General features: G+C 60.0%; 18 protein-coding genes and 2 pseudogenes. 6 read left to right on the top strand and 14 right to left on the bottom strand.

The window, feature by feature from the left end:
• Nucleotides 1-23: 23 nt before the first annotated feature.
• The 5 genes from AC3WOG_RS37125 to AC3WOG_RS37105 form a co-directional block, all read right to left on the bottom strand.
• Nucleotides 24-599, bottom strand: a complete 576-nt coding sequence (locus AC3WOG_RS37125; protein WP_492582819.1) for a BREX protein BrxB domain-containing protein — start codon at nucleotides 597-599, stop codon at nucleotides 24-26.
• On the bottom strand, nucleotides 580-1,365 hold the full coding sequence (locus AC3WOG_RS37120) for a BrxA family protein (RefSeq protein ID WP_492582818.1): 786 nt from the start codon (nucleotides 1,363-1,365) through the stop codon (nucleotides 580-582). The genes AC3WOG_RS37125 and AC3WOG_RS37120 overlap by 20 nt, the downstream gene beginning before the upstream one ends.
• A gap of 2 nt (nucleotides 1,366-1,367) precedes the next feature.
• Nucleotides 1,368-1,868: a BrxE family protein gene (locus AC3WOG_RS37115; RefSeq protein WP_492582817.1), complete on the bottom strand. Its 501-nt coding sequence runs from the start codon at nucleotides 1,866-1,868 to the stop codon at nucleotides 1,368-1,370.
• 650 nt (nucleotides 1,869-2,518) lie between these two features.
• Entirely contained in the window at nucleotides 2,519-3,466 is a 948-nt protein-coding gene (locus tag AC3WOG_RS37110) for a hypothetical protein (RefSeq protein ID WP_492582816.1), read from the bottom strand.
• Between the two features lie 19 nt (nucleotides 3,467-3,485).
• Nucleotides 3,486-4,079, bottom strand: coding sequence for a DUF6932 family protein (locus tag AC3WOG_RS37105; RefSeq protein WP_492582815.1), 594 nt, complete (start codon nucleotides 4,077-4,079; stop codon nucleotides 3,486-3,488).
• Between the two features lie 340 nt (nucleotides 4,080-4,419).
• Between AC3WOG_RS37105 and AC3WOG_RS37100 the strand changes: the two genes are divergently transcribed.
• Nucleotides 4,420-5,190, top strand: coding sequence for a hypothetical protein (locus AC3WOG_RS37100; RefSeq protein ID WP_492582814.1), 771 nt, complete (start codon nucleotides 4,420-4,422; stop codon nucleotides 5,188-5,190).
• Nucleotides 5,187-7,115, top strand: coding sequence for a site-specific integrase (locus AC3WOG_RS37095; RefSeq protein WP_492582813.1), 1,929 nt, complete (start codon nucleotides 5,187-5,189; stop codon nucleotides 7,113-7,115). The genes AC3WOG_RS37100 and AC3WOG_RS37095 overlap by 4 nt, the downstream gene beginning before the upstream one ends.
• Nucleotides 7,116-7,781: 666 nt before the next feature.
• On the opposite strand, the gene AC3WOG_RS37090 is transcribed toward AC3WOG_RS37095, so the two are convergent.
• Together AC3WOG_RS37090 and AC3WOG_RS37085 are read right to left on the bottom strand one after the other, a co-directional pair.
• Nucleotides 7,782-8,759, bottom strand: coding sequence for a ParB/RepB/Spo0J family partition protein (locus AC3WOG_RS37090; RefSeq protein WP_233465000.1), 978 nt, complete (start codon nucleotides 8,757-8,759; stop codon nucleotides 7,782-7,784).
• On the bottom strand, nucleotides 8,756-9,964 hold the full coding sequence (locus tag AC3WOG_RS37085) for a ParA family protein (protein ID WP_154564496.1): 1,209 nt from the start codon (nucleotides 9,962-9,964) through the stop codon (nucleotides 8,756-8,758). Before AC3WOG_RS37085 ends, AC3WOG_RS37090 begins: the two co-directional genes overlap by 4 nt.
• A gap of 1,131 nt (nucleotides 9,965-11,095) precedes the next feature.
• Here AC3WOG_RS37085 and AC3WOG_RS37080 point away from each other — a divergent pair.
• The 4 genes and pseudogenes from AC3WOG_RS37080 to AC3WOG_RS37065 all read left to right on the top strand — a co-directional run bounded on the left by AC3WOG_RS37080 (nucleotide 11,096) and on the right by AC3WOG_RS37065 (nucleotide 13,966).
• A complete protein-coding gene (locus AC3WOG_RS37080) occupies nucleotides 11,096-12,493 on the top strand; it encodes a replication initiation protein (protein WP_492582812.1) in 1,398 nt (465 codons plus the stop codon).
• A gap of 58 nt (nucleotides 12,494-12,551) precedes the next feature.
• Nucleotides 12,552-12,716, top strand: a pseudogene (locus AC3WOG_RS37075) (ISKra4-like element ISBte2 family transposase); the annotation flags it as partial.
• 333 nt (nucleotides 12,717-13,049) lie between these two features.
• A complete protein-coding gene (locus AC3WOG_RS37070) occupies nucleotides 13,050-13,490 on the top strand; it encodes an Xre family toxin-antitoxin system antitoxin (protein ID WP_201124142.1) in 441 nt (146 codons plus the stop codon).
• Complete coding sequence (locus tag AC3WOG_RS37065; protein ID WP_492582895.1) at nucleotides 13,490-13,966, top strand: RES family NAD+ phosphorylase; 477 nt, start codon at nucleotides 13,490-13,492, stop codon at nucleotides 13,964-13,966. The genes AC3WOG_RS37070 and AC3WOG_RS37065 overlap by 1 nt, the downstream gene beginning before the upstream one ends.
• A 211-nt stretch (nucleotides 13,967-14,177) precedes the next feature.
• Here the strand turns inward: AC3WOG_RS37065 and AC3WOG_RS37060 are convergent, their stop codons facing one another.
• From AC3WOG_RS37060 to AC3WOG_RS37030, 7 genes and pseudogenes are all read right to left on the bottom strand, one after another.
• A complete protein-coding gene (locus tag AC3WOG_RS37060) occupies nucleotides 14,178-14,633 on the bottom strand; it encodes a hypothetical protein (protein ID WP_492582811.1) in 456 nt (151 codons plus the stop codon).
• 487 nt (nucleotides 14,634-15,120) lie between these two features.
• Nucleotides 15,121-15,387 carry a hypothetical protein gene (locus AC3WOG_RS37055; protein WP_007731376.1) on the bottom strand — a complete coding sequence of 89 codons (267 nt, stop codon included), beginning with the start codon at nucleotides 15,385-15,387 and terminating at the stop codon, nucleotides 15,121-15,123.
• 65 nt (nucleotides 15,388-15,452) lie between these two features.
• Nucleotides 15,453-16,162: pseudogene (locus AC3WOG_RS37050) on the bottom strand (DUF7673 family protein).
• A gap of 4 nt (nucleotides 16,163-16,166) precedes the next feature.
• The gene (locus AC3WOG_RS37045) at nucleotides 16,167-16,412 is read right to left on the bottom strand and encodes a hypothetical protein (protein WP_154564506.1); all 246 of its coding nucleotides are present in this window, start codon (nucleotides 16,410-16,412) and stop codon (nucleotides 16,167-16,169) included.
• A 447-nt stretch (nucleotides 16,413-16,859) separates the two neighbouring features.
• Nucleotides 16,860-17,222: a single-stranded DNA-binding protein gene (locus AC3WOG_RS37040; RefSeq protein WP_429320098.1), complete on the bottom strand. Its 363-nt coding sequence runs from the start codon at nucleotides 17,220-17,222 to the stop codon at nucleotides 16,860-16,862.
• A gap of 46 nt (nucleotides 17,223-17,268) precedes the next feature.
• Nucleotides 17,269-17,568: a hypothetical protein gene (locus tag AC3WOG_RS37035; RefSeq protein WP_154564510.1), complete on the bottom strand. Its 300-nt coding sequence runs from the start codon at nucleotides 17,566-17,568 to the stop codon at nucleotides 17,269-17,271.
• A gap of 51 nt (nucleotides 17,569-17,619) precedes the next feature.
• The gene (locus AC3WOG_RS37030; protein ID WP_492582810.1) at nucleotides 17,620-18,453 is read right to left on the bottom strand and encodes a DUF932 domain-containing protein; all 834 of its coding nucleotides are present in this window, start codon (nucleotides 18,451-18,453) and stop codon (nucleotides 17,620-17,622) included.
• Nucleotides 18,454-18,511: the final 58 nt, after the last annotated feature.

Genomic DNA, 18,511 nt, shown 5'->3' with positions numbered 1-18,511 from the left:
TGTCCCAAGGTTCTTTTATCTGTTCAGCCGCCGACGTGAACGGAGCGGTAGTTGCCATCTTCCGGGTAGAAGCCGAGAAACTTCAGGCGCGTCTTGCCGGTTCGCACGCCGGGGTACAGAAAAATCGTCGGCACGTGAAACTTGCCGTGGAGCTGACTTTCGATGGCGCCGATTCGCAAAAACGGATGCAGCGCTTCCAGGTCCGTCACGAAAAGCAGTGCGTTCTGCTGTCCTTCGAGCGGCTGTAGGGCATCCTCCAGGCGTTTCAGTAGGCCGTTATCCGCGGTCAGGATGTCCGCCAATGCCTTGTTGGTGCGCGGCCAGTCAAGCGGAGCGGATTTGTCTTCCATCACGCAGAGCGACCAGAACGGGTCATCTTTGAGCAACGCCCAGATCTGTTCTGTGATGGAGAACGTGTGCACTTCCCACCCTTCCTGGTGGAGCTTGGCCGCCCAGGCGGGCGTCTGTCGCTTCACCTCGAGGATCTGTTCGGGGGAAAAGACCAGGTAGTAAATCGGCTCGAAGCTCGCATGGCCGAGCTCGCGCCCGTGCCGGATGCGCTCGCGCAGTTCGTCGAAGTCAGCTTTGAGTGAGGACATCGCAGAGCGCCTCCATGTCTTGTCGTTTCCAGCTGATCCGGATCACATCACCAGCTGCTTGAACGATGAGCAATCCCTTCAGCGAAAGCCGCTTGATCTCTTCCAGCACGTCTTCGCGCGCCAGCCCAAATAGCTGCCAGTCTTCGTGTGTCAGCAGGGCATTATCACCGACGCCGGAAAAGTGCAGCTCGTAGGCAAGGTATGCGGCCACGCTTGGTACCATGCGGAACGGGAGGATGCGCCGCCCCTTGGTTGACGCTCCGCCGAGCAAACCAAAATCTGCGCAGCAGCCTGTCAAATAGCGGCCCATTCGCACTATCTGACCCTCTGCCCAGCGAGAAGGGGTCTTGCCATCATCGATCGCGCGCCGAATAAATTCCTCGGCGTTTTCTTTAGTAATCACGTCGACTGCGGACTCGTAGCTGCCCCAATACACAGTTCTAACAAAGTCAGCAAGTATCGGATTAGCGCGACAGGTATAAATAAAAAAAAGCTGAGCAATTTCGGGCTGCGTCAGATTCGGCAAGAGACGCTTTAAATCTGCCGCCCCACCGCTCTTCACCAGGTACCGGTTGGCAAAGCATCTAACAACAATGTTCCGCAAACGGTAGGCAGAAACGTTCGAAAAAAGTCCCAACTCCAGAACCTTTTTATAGAGTTCGTCAGCATTGGTATCTGGCACCCAGGCTTCCAACAAAATCTTCGTCTCATTGATCAGGCCCAACCCCATTGCCAGATTTGTGTCATATTTCTCTTGCTTAATCACGACTACACCGCCAGATACGGATAGATGTTGGTGTTCTTAATGAAAGCCGATAGGTAGGCGCCTGCGATAGCATTTAAGGCATCGGCGGAATCGAGGTCCCGGATGTTTCCGACAGCCGTCGGCCCCTCGCCGGCCGCGGTGCAGTTGGCGGCCAAATACTTCAACGCTTCCAGAGCCGCATCTTTGCTTTGAGTGGCTTGGCTGGCGATTTCTTCACCCACGCGGCTTTGTACCATAGCGTGCAGGTCTTGCTCGATTTCTTCGGGCAAACGGAATAGATGGTAGCTGCCTACGCTCAAATGCTCGTCGTGCAATCGTCTGGCGGCTTCCAGCACACCGTGGTACTGCGCGAGCCGGGACGTTTTCGAGAAGACGGGCTCCAGGAAGAGCCTGCTTGATGCCTCATAGAACGCCGTTGGCCACCAGGCAAACTGAGCGCGCTCGCCGAGGAAGCCGACGAGCATCCTCATTTGCAGCAATGTCGGCAGGTAGACTTCTTCCATTTCATTTCTCGTAGTTCGTTTGATCTGTCAGCGGGGCCGATGTGGGCCAGAATCGCAATTATTCAATCACGTTCCACTCCCACCCGAGCCGCATTTAGCGGGTGCATAGCATATAGGGGTTATCGTACTTTCCGTGCGAAATCTGGTGGTTTGATCATGAAAATCCATATTGATCATGAACTTGCGCAATCGCCTATTGCGCGAAAACTGCCGAACGGCCGAGCCTTGCTGCAAGCGGCGCTGCGCGCGGCTACCGCCAGATTTTGCACGGAAAGTACGATAACCTCGATTTCCTCTTCCGTTGCGACGGGCCGAGCCTGATCGAGCACCGTGCGGGGGGATGGAGAACATCTGTCAACGCAGCGCTAGTCACCAATGGGGCGTGTGCTTCAGGCCGACGTCCAAAGGGCTGGAGTTTGTACTGTAGGAGTGCCACTAGGTAGACGCCGAGTCACGAAAACATCTTTAGGTTCACAAGGCATGTTCTTGCCGCTTCGTCCCATCGCTTTCGCGATGGAACCCGCGCTGCTGGTCTCAAGCCGCCGGAGGCGCACAACAGGTCCGCATGGTTTTTTTGTCTGCTCCCAAATCTTCGCCGCGAATCCCTGCCGCTGCGCGACACGGCAGGAGCGAAGGCCTGCCGGTTTCCCCTAGTGCGGCTGGCCGTCCGGGCCCACAAGACGCATCAGCGTATGGACCTGCCTCGGCGCCCGGTTGCGCTCTTGCAGCTCGCGGGTCCTGATCTCGACCCGCCAGGGCGTCTGTGGAAGCGTGCGCGGGTCGACCGGCGGATGTTCGATGTCGATCTGTTCCTGGATTTGACGGATGACGGCCGGACTGACCGCGCCCTTCAGGACCAGCTGGCCGCCGTCTTCACCCATCGTATAGAAATCGAACCGTCTGGAATCCGGCAGCAAAAAGAGGGTTCCGGTCATCTCGACGTCGCGCTCGACAATCTCGATGGCCTGGGTACGCTCACGGGCCAGCGCGACGGCACGACGATCCAGCAGGAAGTCCCGGGTTCCGTCGACCACCCGCATCGTTGCACCTTGCTCGTCGAGCCGCTGGAAAAACTGCCTGAGAGTGACCAGGATGCGTTCATCCAGTTCAGTCGCCGCCTCTTCAAATACGGCTTCATCGTCGGCACCAACCCGCGAGAGGATGTCGGCGATTTCGTCGACGGCAGTCTTGAGCGGTGTCTCAACCATTTGAGGATTGCTGCCGGACTCTTCGAGTACGAATCCGACTGAGCCTCGCACGATGTTTGTCACCAGCATCTGTGACGTGTCGACGCGCGGAACCGGCCCGCGCTGAGCCAGCCGGCCGAACTCACGGCCGGAGAAGCGTTTCGAGACGAGCGCCTGCAGGTCCTCGAGCGCCCTGCCGGCAAAATCGGCGTTGATGCCGCGTGAGCCCTGAACCGGACCGCCACCGAAGAAGATGCCTAACTCGGCATGGGTCACCGTGCGCGCCATGACCTCGCCAAGCGCCTGTTCGATTTCTTCCTTGCGCGAGGCGAACTGATACCAGCCGATCGGATCGTCGGCTTCGCTGCGCGACGCGAGCAATGCCTCGACCGCAGACAGATCGGCTTTCAATGCATCAATTTCGAGTTTCCTAAGCATCGTCGTCGCCCTGCTCGTCAAACACCAGGTTCTGCAAATGGACCCGCGCCTGATCATCATCCGATACCAGCGGTATCTGGACCATCCCTTTCCACAGCGCGGTCGCGCGCTGATGCGAGAACAGGCCAAACCAGTAGCGCGTGTCATCGACCAGCAGTTCCGGTCGCTTGCCCATGTCTACAAAGTAGGCATCGCAGCTGTAGAGCCTCTTGCTTTCGCGCTGATCAAACAGCGCGCGGTGCGCTGTCATCCACGCATCGAAGGCGGGTTTGTCGGCAAACCGCGGTGGATGTCCAAACGTCACGACATCAATATCACCCGGCGGCCGTCCCCTTGCCTGTTCGACGTCCTCGACGAAACTGCCGTCCATCCATTGAAAAGCCCGCGCGGTGTCGACAGTCGCGGTCCGGAGTGCTTCGCGATAGTCGAGCAATCCGGTGAGGATGGTGCTCCGCTCAGGTGAGGTCGCAAACTGTTGGACGAACTCAAGCATCTGCGAGCGATACGGTGACATGGTCGCCGGTGATGTCGGATCGGCTCCGGTGAATGGCGGCAACACCATCGAGGCGTTGAATCGTGGCAGCACGTCTTTACCTGCGTTTTCTTATTGAACTTCAATTATGGCAAGAAGCCGGCGAACCAGCCATCGGAATGAATGGCCCGTGTGGGCTGGGTCCCACACGCGGGTAACACCATAGACGAGGCGTCGCTCATTGCGTGGCGCGCCGCTGAAAACACACTAGGCGAAACCCGCCCTTTTTCGCCCCGGGAGAAAATGCACACATCTGATAACTGGAGTTATCACGAGTGGCGAATTTACTTGGCAGATTTTGCGTGCTCCGCCATACTTCGCTGGAAGGCCCGCCCGGCAAGGCTTTGCCGGAACCTGTTTTTTCTGGACAGCGACTTAACCCGGAGACCGCCCGATGACGCCGCCCGAAATCAACCTGACGCAGCCCGACGCCGTCAGGCGCGAACTGCTCGACGACGACCGTGCCGTCAAAGACGAATTCGCGCGGCACCTCGACGGCGAGCTGAACGAGCTTGCCGAGGTCCTGGCCGCCTGCTTTCGCCTGCTGCCCGCGATCAACGAGGCGGCCAACCGGCTTCAGACGCAACGCAGTGCGCTCGTCGCCGGCTTCGCGTTCGGCGTGCTGGATGACCTCGTGATCTCTACCAAACTCATGCTGTCCGGCAAGGCGCCTGCCGCAGGCAATGTCATGCGTCAAGCGGTCGAAGGCATCGCCATGTCCATGCTCTGCTCGACGGACGAACTGCTGGTGGTCGAAATGAAGAAGAAACAAACGCCCGTCCGGGCGCGCTATTGGGAGAAGGTCTGGAGCGGCGACAGCCGGACACAGGGACACCTCGCAGTCACGCAGCTGGACTGGAACGCCGCCACACTGAAGCTGAACGGCGACGGGGTCGCACGTCTGCGTCACGCCAGGAAGCACTACAACACGTTCAGCCACTGCGGCACGCTGACGATCGCGAGCCGGGTCGCGCTCGACGTGCCCGGGATGGTCTACGTCGGCGGCCACTTCGATCCCGCGAAACTGGACGCATATCGCGTCGAGATGAATGAGCGGATCGGCCTGTGTCGCGTGCTGCCGCCGTTCATGGACCGCCTGCTTGCCACGATGCCGCGGCCGGCCGGTCGCCCGCTCGCGGCGGCACAGCCAGCGGAGCCGGCATGAAGCCCGCTGCGCGCCGGCTCACGCGTCAGCACTTCGCGCTGTATCGCGGCTGGTTGGAAGGCGCCGCGATCGAGGGGCTGCACTCGGCCTACGGTGAGGCGGGCAGTGACGTGCGCCTCACGCGCCGGCTCATCACCACGATGCGAGACGCGCTGGCCGTGGCGGCCCGTCGCGCGCGCGACATCGAGGCGGCCCACCTGCTGCGCCTGAAGCCCGGCAGCATCCCCCTCGTTGAACTGCACGGCCGCGACGACGTGCCGACGCTCGAGGACTACCGCGCGCAGGTCGATCCGGACGTGGTCTACGGCGAAGCGGAGCTCATCGAGCTCTACCGGGGGGATTTTCCGCCGCCGCCTTCGCCCACCCTTGACCGGAAAATCGCCCGCAATGCGCGGCTGCGCGCCCGCCAGGCCGCAGCGCTCGAGCGCATGGAACGCGCGCTGGTTCAAGACCCTTCGCCAGAGCACCCGCTCGACGGCTGGTTCGAGCCGGCGGTCGCGGCGCGCCTCGCCGCTGCGGGGCTGACCACCCTCGCCGACCTGCTCGCGCTGATCCAGCGCCGCCGGCAGCGCTGGTACACCGCCGTGCCCCGGCTCGGTCCGAAGGGCGCGCAGCGCATCACCGACTGGCTGGATCTGCACGCGCGTTCGCTGCACTGCATCCTCTCCCCGCTTGCGACCACGCCGCGCAGGCAGTTCGCGGTGGGCCATCCGGTGCTCACGCGACCGGCCGTCAGCGCTGACGTGGCGCCACTGGAGTCGCTGCGCGTGCCGCCCGAACTGGATGGATCGCAGGGCCTGAACCGGGCGCCCGTGCCCGCCCACCAGGCGGAACTCGCCACCGACCTGGACGCCGTCAACGCGTGGATTGCGATCCGCGGCGAGCGCAGCGCGCACACCGCCCGCGCCTACCGGCGCGAAGCCGAGCGGCTGCTGCTGTGGGCGATCATCGTGCGGCGCAAACCGCTGTCGTCGCTCAATACGCTGGACTGCCGCGAGTACATCAACGGCTTTCTGGCCGACCCGCAGCCGGCCGAGCGGTGGATCGGCAACGGCAAGGCCGAGCGGTTCGACCCGGCCTGGCGGCCGTTCGCGAAGAAACTGCCGCCGGCAAGCCGGGAGACTGCCCGCAAGATCCTGTCGGCCCTGTGCAGCTGGTTGGTTGAGGAACAGTACCTGCTGGTCAACCCGTTTCACGGGCTGCAGAAGGTGGACAGTGCGAAGCCGCTGGTCGACGTGACCGGGCGCACGCTCACGCACGCCCAGTGGCGGTTTGTGCTGCAGACCGTCAGCCGGCCGCTGAACCTGCCCGGCGGCTCGCCCGCCGACCAGCGCGACTATTTCGCGCTGCTGCTGGCGTATGCGACGGGCCTGCGCCGGGCCGAGCTGGCCACCGCCACCACCGGCGCGCTATCGCGCAAGGCACTGGATGCGGCCCTCGAGGACGCCTGGACCCTGCGGGTTATGGGCAAGGGCCGGCGGGAGCGGCAGGTGCCGATGCCGCACCGGCTGATGGAGGCGCTCGCGGCGTCGCTGCTGCTGCGGCCGACGGCCTGCACGTTCGAGACCGCGCCCGCCGGCACGCCGCTGATCGCTCACCTGAAAACCGGCAAGCCCCTGTCGCCCGATGCGCTGGCCCGGCTGTACAAAGCCATCTTCAAGCGGGCCGCGGACGCACTCGCGTCCACATACCCCGGTGCCGCGGCGGATCTGAAACGGGCCAGCACACACTGGCTGCGCCACACGCATGCGAATCACGCGCTCGACGCCGGCAGTGACCTGCGGGACGTGCAGACGGGCCTGGGCCACGCCAGTCTCGGCACGACGACCCTTTACACCAAAGGCGACGCGGCCCGGCAGTACCGCGCGGTGGAACGGTTTTTTGATGCGGCGCTGGAGGATGCTGCCGCCGCGTCGCCAGTCTGATCCGGCCGAATTCTGGCCAGCAGGCTCGAACTTTGAGAAATCTACATGACTGGCCGCGTGCGCTGTCGTAAGGTCCGAGGCGGGGCGTAGCTGACCAGCGGATCGACGTGGACACTTCTGGGGCAGTTGTCGGCACATCTCGGCCCCATATGCGGCCCCAAGTGGCCTGTGCTGCTACGTCCAATCGGCACTCGCGGTAGCAGCCATAATCCGTTCCGAATAGCGTTCGGATCGCGACACTCCACCCATGGCATGCGGCCGCGGAGCATTTTCGCCGCGGTACATGACTCGGGGCCCCTCGCAAGCAGGGCCTCCTCCGGCGAGTGTGCCTAGTAGCACACTCTTCCTGCGCCCCGCCGCTAAGGAGGCGCCGTCGGGGGTGGGCTAACTCCAGCCGTACGGCCCCAAGGATTTCACGGCTATTCATTCGACTCGGGTGAGTCGCCTCGGAAGCGGGGCTCGTCCAAAAAGTGTGCCTAGTAGCACACTTCCGTTCGTCACCCTGCGCCTCCGGTGGACGGCGAACCGCGCCTGCCACCGAGGAACCACGCGGGTGAGCGCACATCGGCATCGCGTGCGCCGGCAGTTGTATAAGCACCCTGAATCTTGCAGCCGAAAAAAAGCCCGCACCGAGGCGGGCTCCACACCTAATGGCAATGCCTCCACTCAAGAGGGGTCGCCGTTAAACAACTCGCTTATGACCTGGCGGATCCGGGTCTCCTGTGCATCTGACAGGACACCCGTTTTGATTTTTACGGTGAAGCTGTTCACGTCCTTGGTAATGCTGCCTGCGTGATTTTTCCCCGCAAAAAATTTTTCAATTGAGCGCTCGCGAGCCGTCTTGCTAGATGCGCGACGACCGACCAGGGCAGCAATCGCCGGCGCGTACTTACCTTGGTCTAGGTTTCCCGATACGACGTCCGGCCAAAGTTCGAGGGCAGCGGCCACCGCTTTCTCACCATGCTTCTTGATCACGTTCGCAATCGCATCGGCGGCATTGCCACCAATAAGCGTCGGATTGATATCGAGGTCGCTGGTGATGAACGCGGGTAGGCTGTCGAATGCAAGGTATCTATACAGCCCGCGCCGACTCATGCCGACAGCTTCGGCCAAACGCGTGCGATTTGGAAATTCCTTTTCGGTGCGGCGAATGGAGATGGAAATCTCATAGTCGGCCAGGTCATCCCGGCCGATGTTTTCCACCAGCGCCAGCACCGCCATATCCTGGTCCGTACAATCAACGACGAGGACTTTGATCTCCTCAGATCCGACCAGTTTGTGTGCGCGCCAACGCCGCTCGCCAGCAACGATCTGATAGGCAGACTCCGCTCGACGAACGACGATCGGTTGTAACAGCCCAACCTCGCGAATCGACTCCGCGAGTTCAGCTAACTTCGCCTCGTTGAAGACCCTCCGGGGCTGCCAAGGGTTCGGCACTATCTCTGACACGGGCAGCACTGATTGCGCGCCGCGCGTTTCCAGTTCCTGAATTTTGATATTGGCCGCAGCCAGGGCAGCAGCCATCCCCGGCCCGGTCTTCGGCTTATCGTTCGTTTGTCTAGAGGCTGTAACTTCGTCTTTCGGGATATCTGAAGCAGCGCGCAGATTGGCAGTCTGCTCGGCCATTCGAGCACGGATATTCATTTGCCGAGTCTCCACTGTTCGACATACATATCGTCAATCCACTTGCAGTATTCCCTGAGCGGCTGACGAACCCGCTCGACAGTTTTCGAACTCGCGTCCTTCTTGCTCAGGTCAAACACCGTCGACAATGCAAGCGCGCCGCTACTCATTGCCGAGCTTGCCGGAATTTCGGTTGTCGTAAGCCAGTCGCCATAGGCCCGTTGTGTCCATGGACGAACCACAGAAGCCGACGAAGTAGGGCTGTTATCGACCTTTGAAAGGATGATCGAAATGAAGTCGTACGCCTTGTTGGCCTCCCTCTCCATGAAGTTACTCGCGATGTCGGAGAACAGCCCCCAGAACGACACAGAACTGATGAAGTCGAGACTTTCCGGAACCAGCGGCATGACCATCGAATCCGCAGCCATCAACGCATTGAGCGTCAGGTAGGACAATGAAGGCGCCGTATCGAGGATGATGTAGTCGTACTGGCTGCGTAGCGACGCGAGACCTTCCCGGAGGATTGCCCAGAATTGAAAACTGGGCTTAGCCTTGAGCATCGACGGGATGTAGAACTCCGCGCTGAACAAGGAGGGGTGGGCTGCGATGACGTCCAGACCGTCCCAGTAGGTCTGCTTGATGAATGATGACAGTCCGCCTTCGATCGTCTGGTCATAGATGAACGGCAAAACAGTTGAATCTTCATCAACCTCCTTCTCTGCATACAGGCCGCAAAGCTCGGAAAGTGATGCCTGCGGGTCCAAGTCGATGGCGAGCACTCGCCGACCGCGGAGCGACAATCCTTGCGCGAGACACATTGATGTCGTCGTTTTGGTCGAACCGCCTTTGAAGTTGGCGACGAGGATGACCTTCCCGTCCGCACCGCGCGACCCGGTGACTAGCGGCGACTGATATATTTCGGATAGCTGCTGCACATACGTCCGCGCCTCGGCCAGTGTGAAATGGCGGCTACGACCAGTACCCGATGCCTCACCCGCAGGCAGCGTGCTTCCTTCCCTTGTGGCCTGGTAATGAATCTTCGTACGGTCCATTCCGCAAAGTTCGGCGACTTCCGCCGTAGTAAATGACGGAGCCGATTTTCGCGGTTTCGGCGTGAGGATACTATTACGCAAGTCTTCCGTGAGCGTGTTGAGCGTCTCCGCGAAACCCGCAAGTTCACCCAAGGTCACTCTTCGCGTAATTGCCGGGAATTCTGCTTTGGACATGGTTTTTAAGGTTTAGCCCGAAATCGATACGAAGCGTAGAATACTAGAAAAATACAAAAATGTGCCCGTGACTTAACCCCGTTTCCTAGAAACCGACGTTAAGTGGCTATTCCGCAACCAAAAACGCGTGCTAATTTCATAATATGGAATAACGCCAACCCCGTGAGGCGTTCTACACATGTTTTTCCGAATGAATTTTGAAAGGTCATGGTGAGGGAAATTGTTGGATTAGTGACGGCTCGGTCACGAAGGTGGGTGAGAAGTTTTGTTGAATACATACCGAGAAGAGGCGAGCGGGTTCAATTTGAAACGGGCGCGATCCGTCTTGCAGAGAATCACTGCGCAAAACCGGGCGCCCCACAATATTCCTCACCATCATCGCTCGCTTTGTCGGTCCGCCCTCCCAAGCCCGCTCACCATAAGTGAGCAGCGTCGACAGCGATCCAACAAAACTTTCTCACCATGCGATCACGGGAGCGCAACTCGGCACCCGCCACAATTCTCCTCACCATCGCGCCGGCAAAGTCGGGTTCTGCCTGGATACTCCCTAACTAGCGAGGCCATAACGCTTTTTTCCTTCTCCTCGTTTCGCCGTAGATAGCGCTGGCCAATACAAATTTGTTCACCGTCGCCAACAAAAAGCCTCACCACCGTCGCGGGTTAGGTCGCAGGAGCCCCGCAACATCAGGCTTTGTCGGCAGATCAGACGATCTTCAACAATTCATCTCACCATCGTCCCGCCCGCAGGAGAAGATCTCACCCTGAACGGGTAAACACTTCACTTTCATAGAGGAATTTCATCCACCTTTGCCTACAAAAGGCCTCACCTTTTAAACAAAATCACTCACCTTTGTAGGGCTAATTCGTTGTTTTTGTTCGAGTTTGATAGGCCCTGTAAGTTGGTAAGTTTGTTTTTTCTAAGACTTTAAAAAACACAAAACAAACAACTCGAGCCTCCCAGACAGAGCAACTTACCGACGCCATGGAGGTTCTGTTCTTGATCAATCAAGTTGCGAGGGTGGGTGAGCCGATTTGTTGAAACAGTATTTTCATGGTGAGCCTTTTTGTTTTGACATCTCACCTACGCGTGCTAGAGTTTCCGCGGCTAACAACTAAGAAGAGAGGGCCACGATGTCAACCGCCGTATCGACAAGCGCAACATCGCGGCAGATGTCGCTCGAACTGTTTGAGGAGATGCTGGCGTCCGACACGCCGATCCATAAATCAACCAAGGAAATCGGCTATCAGCGGAACAACGTTTTCGTTGATGTCACCGACGTCGGAGTCACGGCGCGTCGCCTGCTCGATGCAGCGCACTTCATTGTGGCGCAGGAGCCGACCACTCCGAAATATTACGACGTCGAGCTGAGCTACTTCAGGTGGCTCATGCGTTATGACAGCTACAACTATAAGCATCTGAGAACAGTCGTATCCGAAGCACAGAAGGCACTCATCCAGGTTTCCGCGGCGCCGCACGGTAGCACCTCACCTGAAAACGAAAAATGGGTATCCGTGCAACTGCTCGGCATTGTCGGTATCGACAAGGGACGCATAACGTTTGAAGTCCCGCAACCGCTCATCCGCCACATCAAGGACCCAGAAAAGTCGCACTGGTTGAGCCTTCGCATCACGTCGGCCTTCACCCTCACTTACGCACGTGCAATCTATGACCACGTCATTGCGTACGTGACGGACGGCATCACGGATTGGTTTGAACTCGATGTGATCCGAAACTGGCCCGGCAAAGCGGGCTCCAGCGCAACAGTCTTCAAGTATTTCAAGCGGGACAGTCTCGAGCCTGCGGTAAAGCAAATCAACGAAGTCTCTGACATCGAGCTCAGCTACGAGACGCGCACCGAAAGCCCGAAGTCCAAGAAGATTGACCGGATACGTTTCAGGCTTTCCAGGAAAGAAGGGGCCGACACCGTCCGCGCGAGCTTGATTGGGTTGAAGGAAACCTACACCACGTTGAAAAACGAATTCGCCTTCACCGAAAAGCAGTTCAGTGTCATCTCGCAGAACCGCGCCATCTGGTCCGATGAACGCATCCTTGATGCAATCGAATACACCCGCGCAAAGATTGATGACGCGAAGGTGACAAAGAGTCCTGCGGGCTATCTGATGAAGGCCATCACTGAGGGCTACAAGCTTTCAGAGGCTGAGCGCCGGATGAAAACGGTACTGACCCAGAAAGCTACGGAAGAGCAGGCTGAGGTGACTGCCAGAGCCTCCACGAGAATCGCGGTTGAAGCGAACAGTGCCGCTCGTGAGGAAGAAGCCAAGCTGCGATTGGCCGACGAGGTTCGCGCTGGTCGCGAAGCTTTCGACCACGCCGACGCGCGGGCAAAGAAAGACTTCATGCGCGCGTACATTGCGTCTCCTTCTGGCAAGCTGGCCATCAAACGTCTCAAGTTCGACATAGCCACCATCGGCGAAGCAGATGTGCTCAACCACGCGGACCTTTCCTTTGCCTTCTACCATTTCGTGTACCTGCGCAACAAACCCAAGGCAGCCCGAGCGCGCGCCTGACCGGCAGAAAACTAACGGGAGCGTTGCCAACCTGAGGAAAAACGCGCACACGGTGGTCAACTACAGCGCCCGGCATCGCAAGGGCCTGCCGATCAGCAGCAGCATCGCCGAGTCCGCGGTGAATCAGGTCATCAGCCACCGCATGGCCAAGAAGCGAAAGATGCGCTGGACTGACGAAGGGGCGCACTGCATGGCGCAGGTCAGGGTCGCGGTTTTGAACGGGAAATTCTCGCCCCACCGCATCTCGGCGCTCGAGATAGCCGCCCCGCGTCACGGCAAATGCATCGGCGCAGCATCGCCTGGCCGGCACCGACCAACGAACAGAACAGACCGTGCAACCATGCCGCACGCCAAGGCGGCCTGACGAAATCGGCCTCCCCAACTTTTGCACACTCCCGCCTGCGCGGGTCGTCGATCTCCCCCCAAAGGGGGTTTGGGGGCGATCATTCGCTGAAAGTAACCTGCAGTCCGGCCCGGACCGGCGATGCCCTGGCAGCAACTATCTTCTCTGCCATTTTGGTGTAAAATGGATGCCAAATGGCAGAAGGTGAAACCGATGAACGTCATCGAGAAGGTATCAGCCGATTCATTGCTGGGAGGCCGGTCGGTATTTCCGCGTTCTCCCCGATCCGGCCTTGAATGGGTGGACGTGGTCCGCCACGGCATTTCGTCGCGGGCGCTGGACGCGATGCTCAAATCCATCGGACTTTCGCAAGCAGAACTGGCGCAGGCGCTCGATATCCCGGAGCGTACCTTGGCGCGTCGCAAGCGGGAAGGGGTGTTGAGCCGTGAGGAGTCAGCCAAGCTGCTGCGACTCGCGCGTGTCGCCGCGCGCGCTGCCGAGGTGTTTGACGATCTCGACCTGGCACTCGCCTGGCTTAAGACGCCGGTTGCTGCCCTGGAAGACGCCACTCCACTGAGTCTTGTCGATACCGACATTGGCACCGATAGCGTGATGGATACGCTGGGACGCATCGAGCATGGCGTGTTTGCGTGATGTTCACGGCATGGCGGGTAGTAACTGAACGATATGCGGATACCGCTTTTTCTGGGGAAGGAGCGCGATTGTACGGTGGCCGGTGGAACCCCAAAGGCGTCGCGATGGTGTATACGGCGCAGACGCAATCGCTCGCTCTGCTCGAGATGTTGGTCCAGGATTCACCGCTGCGCGCCCGCTATGTGATGATCCCGGTCAGTATCCCGGAGAAAATCGTCGAACGTATCGATCCCGCCAGTTTGCCTCGCGACTGGCGGGACATTTCAGCGCGGGCCGAACTGCAGCAACTAGGATCGGCGTGGGAGCGGAAGCGAACCAGCGCCGTGCTGGCTGTTCCCAGTGCGGTCGTTCCTGCGGAATCCAATTATTTGCTCAATCCCAATCATCCGGACTTCGCGCTCGTCCTGGTTGGACCGCGTGATGAGTGGTTGACCGACCCTCGGTTATTGCGGCGCGCGGCTGCAAAGGGATCGTGACGGGCATCTCATGTGGCGGTGGCAAGCGGACGATGGCGTGTGATCAACCAATCCGCCGGACATGCTTCGCTGGATGCCGCCATTCAAGGTGCCTGTGTGTTGTCAAAACCGGTTGCATCATGCGTTCAGGGACGTAGCCAGTCAGGGACCACCGGCGGAACCGGTTCTGCAGGATCTTGAACTGACTCGTGCCGATCCAGTCAGTGGGGGATTATTTTTCGTTACGGTCACGGTCGATGTAACGGTTAAATGCGGCTTCGTCGTCGTAAAGTGACCTCGAAAACGTGTCGTCGGCCCAGTCGATCAGGCGCTCGATCACCGCGCGCCGGGACAGGCCGAAGTGCGCGACCAGCCGCTCCAGCGCGAAAAACTGGGTGCCAGTCATCGTCAGGTTCAGACGCCGCTCGCCAGAATCGGCGTCTTCCTGACGCGGAAGCCGTCCGAGGACCGCCGCCGCATCGGAAGGAGCCCGGGCGGACGGCTTCGCCCGTGACACAGTCTCAAGCTCGCGCCGCGCCTGTACCAGTTCACCACGCAGCTGCTCGCACTCCCGCATCAGGGCGTCATGGGCGTCGGCAGGCGGAGGGATATTTTTCGTTACAGTAACGGATTTTGTGCGCGCGCCATGTCGGGCTCGCCACGCTGCCTGACGCTCGGCGTTCGACATCGCATCCGGCTTCCGTGGCCGGCCACGGCCACGCTTTTCAGTGCTGCCGGTTACCTTGTCGTTTGCCGGTGAAGGCATGATCCATCCTGGTGCGGTTGACCACATCAATTTTACGTTATTCATAACGATAGATGTGATATTTCGTTACGCGTAACGTAAATGTGCACAACCTGCCTTGCACGGCACGTATTCACCCGGGCAGATGGTTGCAGGTGTCGGGTCCCAGCCCGGGTGTCGGTCCTCGGAGAGGATCGCTCACGTCGCAAGGCCGATTGCAACCCGACATGGTCTCTTTATCTTTATTCGTTTTGTTACGTGACACACTCGGGGAGGCCGTCAGGGAAGAGGGCATCTGAAGATTCGGAAATACTGGGATGGCCCCAGCCTCGCGTACGTAAACGTCCGGATCTTGAGGGGCACCCCGATCAGTCGCGACCCCCGGCGTGATACAGGAACCGCAGGATTGCGAATCATCAGCGTATCGAGGCTATTCTTCTGTTTCCCAGATGTGGCCAAATCCGGCGGCATGGCAGAGTAGCGCCCATGCGGAATAGGGGATTTCATTTTCGCCGCTGATCCAACGACGTATCTGCCGCCCGCTCTTGTCAGCGAGGTCCAGAAATTCCGCTGCACTACGTCCGGTAAAACCGGCCAGCCGGACTACCTCCTGGATTTCAGCCCCGGTCGGTTTGGCCCAATAGATCGCGGGCTGCAAGCATTCGCGTCGGATTGTCGTGGTTGTATCAACTGCCATATGCTTTTCCCCTGGTACTCTTACGTTCGTCTCAACTACTGGCGCATAAGGCGTGCGCCCGGAATCTAAAGCCACTGCGGCGGGAGCTCGCCTTCCTTCATGTCGAGTGGCCCTTCGTGCCACTCACGCGGCCGCCACGCCCCGCGATGCAGGTCGATAAGATCGCGGCTATACGCTCCGAGTCGCCAGCTGAAAAGTGTAGTTCGATCGGCAGCTGGCGTGCAGAGTCCCCGTCAATCGCCACCGCGAGCGTCATATCGCGATAACCTGGTGCTTCCTGATTCGTCACGGAGCGGGCCTGATAGCGTTCGCCATGAACCGGCGCCGGCTCCGGCGCGGGGCGTTTGTCCAGATTCCAGCGCGTGATTATCTGCTGCCAGCGCTGCTCACCGCCAGGAAAATAGCCGTGCACTTCAACAGTCGGGCGGTGGTCGAGTCGCAGCACGTCGAGACAGTGCTCGAACAGATCGTCGTCTAACGCCCGCAGCGCCGTGAGGTCGAAACGGTAATCGGTGCCGTTGTACAGGCCCGCGAGAAATTCGGCGACGGTCTCCGCCTGTTCGGTGGCGCCTTCGGCCACGTCAACGAGCTGCAGGAGCGAATCGAGGCCGCGGTCACGATCGCCAACGCGGATCTCCGCTGCGCGCTGCGCTGGCGTCTGGCCGCCGTGCGCGTTCGCAAAAGACTCCGTGATGGTGTTCCGGAACGCCTCGAGGAGGTGCTCGGGCACGTCGCTGGTAATCCGGTGCGTTTTCGGGCGGGGCGGAATGTTCATGGTGTTACCTTGATGGTCCGAAGTAGGAGGCTTCGGCCTCGTACCCGCGTTCGGTAATAAAAGCGGCGATGCTGAACGACACTGTTGCATCGAGGGCATCGGCCAATGCAAGCCCGGAAACCATCCCGCGGAAATATTCGCTACTGTACCCAACGCCAGTTCCTTGCTGCCGTTCGCGCCAGGTCACAACCATGTGTGCCTTGAGACGTTTCAGTTCGTCGGCGCGAGCGTAGATCGTTCTGCCTTCCATGTCAGGTCCTGTTGATTCAATCCGTATAAGGGATCGTACGACAGCGCTGGCCTCAGCGGGCCGCAAGCCGATCCAGGATCCAGCCCCCACGGCTTCGCCGCGGAGGAAACACGCAGCCTCCGGCTGCTCGACGACCCCGGCCGCGGTTCGCTTGCGCTGTACCGGATCGTCCCGGCGCTAATGCGCCGCGCCGGCGCTCTCCCCACGCCTACTGGCGCGGGTCCCCGTGCGCCTCGATCCGGGCGCGTCGGCGCGCGCGTGACGCCTGCGGTTATCCGGGCTCAAGGTTTGGCAGGAAGGGGGTGCCCTTTCCGGACGGCTGGGACGCCCATGTCGCCGAGGCTATTTCGGGCAGGCATGAGCCGGAAGGAACCACCGCAGCCCAGGGTCTCAGCGTCAACTCCTGTATTGGTCAACAGCCCCGGCATGAACCGGGGCCGACATGCATCATTCCTGACGCCGCGCGAGTTGCGCCCGCTTGAGTTCGCCAGGCGCGCCGAAGTCGAAGTTATCGACCGTGAAGTTATATCCGTAACGCTCGATGCCTTCACCGTCCGTGAAATCGTTGTTCGACAGCTTCGCCTCAACGATCAGTTGATCGCCCTTCAGAACGTTTCTGGCGATGGCCTCACCACGCGAACCAAAGGCGGTGAACTGGATTTTCACCTGACGCTCTTTCGCTTCACCGCTGCCTTCGTCGCGACCGGCGTACTCGTTGGAAATCAGGGTGAATTTCGTCACCTTCGAATCACCGTGATTCGCAAGCACAGGGGCGGCGGCAACACGGCCAGTAAAGAAAAGCTTGTTCATGATTGGTACTCCTTAAAGTTTGAATGAAACAGAGGATAACTTTCGTTCAAAATCCTGACTCGGGTAGGGCAGGCTGCGGGGCACGGGGTGGCACACGATGAAACTCGGAGAGAGCGTTGCGGGCTATCGCGCGCAACTCTTCCCGGTGCATGTCGATTGGGTGCCCGTCGCGGTCCAGCATGTTGGCAATCCGGTCGAGTGCTTCGGCGGAGCGCGCTGCGGCATCGGCGGACAAGGCCATGCGGAACAGTTCCGCGCGGACCAGAGAACGATCGCCGTATTGATAGACGGCCAGCAGCGGAAGGAGGGCGGACAGCCACGTTGGGCGGATGTGAGCGGTATCCATGTCGGTTTCCATAGTTGAGGTCATGCCCGGCCCGAAGGCCGGGCGCACCTGTCAGCCGCGCAGGCGGCACAGTTCGTCGGCGAGCACCCAGAGGGCGCGGTTAAGCCTGATGTTCTGGTCAATGCCGGTCACGGCGCGGGTTGTGGTCGCCCGCCCATTCGCATTACGACCGCGCAGGCCGCCGTTGATCATTTTCTCCTGCACTCGATTGAATGTTGTCCACAGGTCTGGTGCGCGATCCTCCATGCGATGCGGTGTCAGAAGTTGCTGTTCAGTGATCGGCGCGGGCCTGTCGTCGTCGTACCGCAGCGTAAGCGCGGACCGCGCGAAGGCGGTCTGTTCGCCGTCGGTCAACGCGAGACCGGCCATCTTCTCGCGCTGCTGGGTCGCCGCCTCGAAGCTGTCGAGCACCTTGAACGCTCCCTCGATCACCTCGCCGACCACGTCGCCCTTATGAGGCACGCGGATATCACCAATGGTGTCTCCGCAGACCATACCGTTCTGGCACACAAACCGGAACATCCCGGCGAGCATCTGGTAGCTGCTGCTGCCGTCGTGGCTGTTCAGAAGGATGATTTCGTTGGCTTCGCGGCCCGCGATCTGGTCGGCGTGGCGCAGGCGGACCATATGTTTCGTGTGTGCGCGCTTGTCGTCGGCGCGTACGCGGGTCTGACAGGCCATGAAAGGCTGAAAACCTTCCTTGCGCAGGCCGTCTAGTACGTCGCTGGTTGGAATGTAGGTGTACCGTTCCGAGCGGCTTTCGTGCGCGGACGGCGCGAAGATCGACGGGGCAACCTCTGCAATCTCGTCATTCGTCAGCGGGCGATCCGAACGTGTGCCAACTGCGTTGCGTCCGAAGCGGCTTGTCAGGTAAGTGGTGCCCATGCTGTTCCCCAATATCAGGATCAGCCCCAGCCCACAGGCCGGAGCCGTGAGTGGTCAA

The sequence above is a fragment of the Paraburkholderia sp. FW306-02-B genome, assembly GCF_058782725.1.
This window is presented reverse-complemented; position numbering and strand designations above follow the sequence as displayed.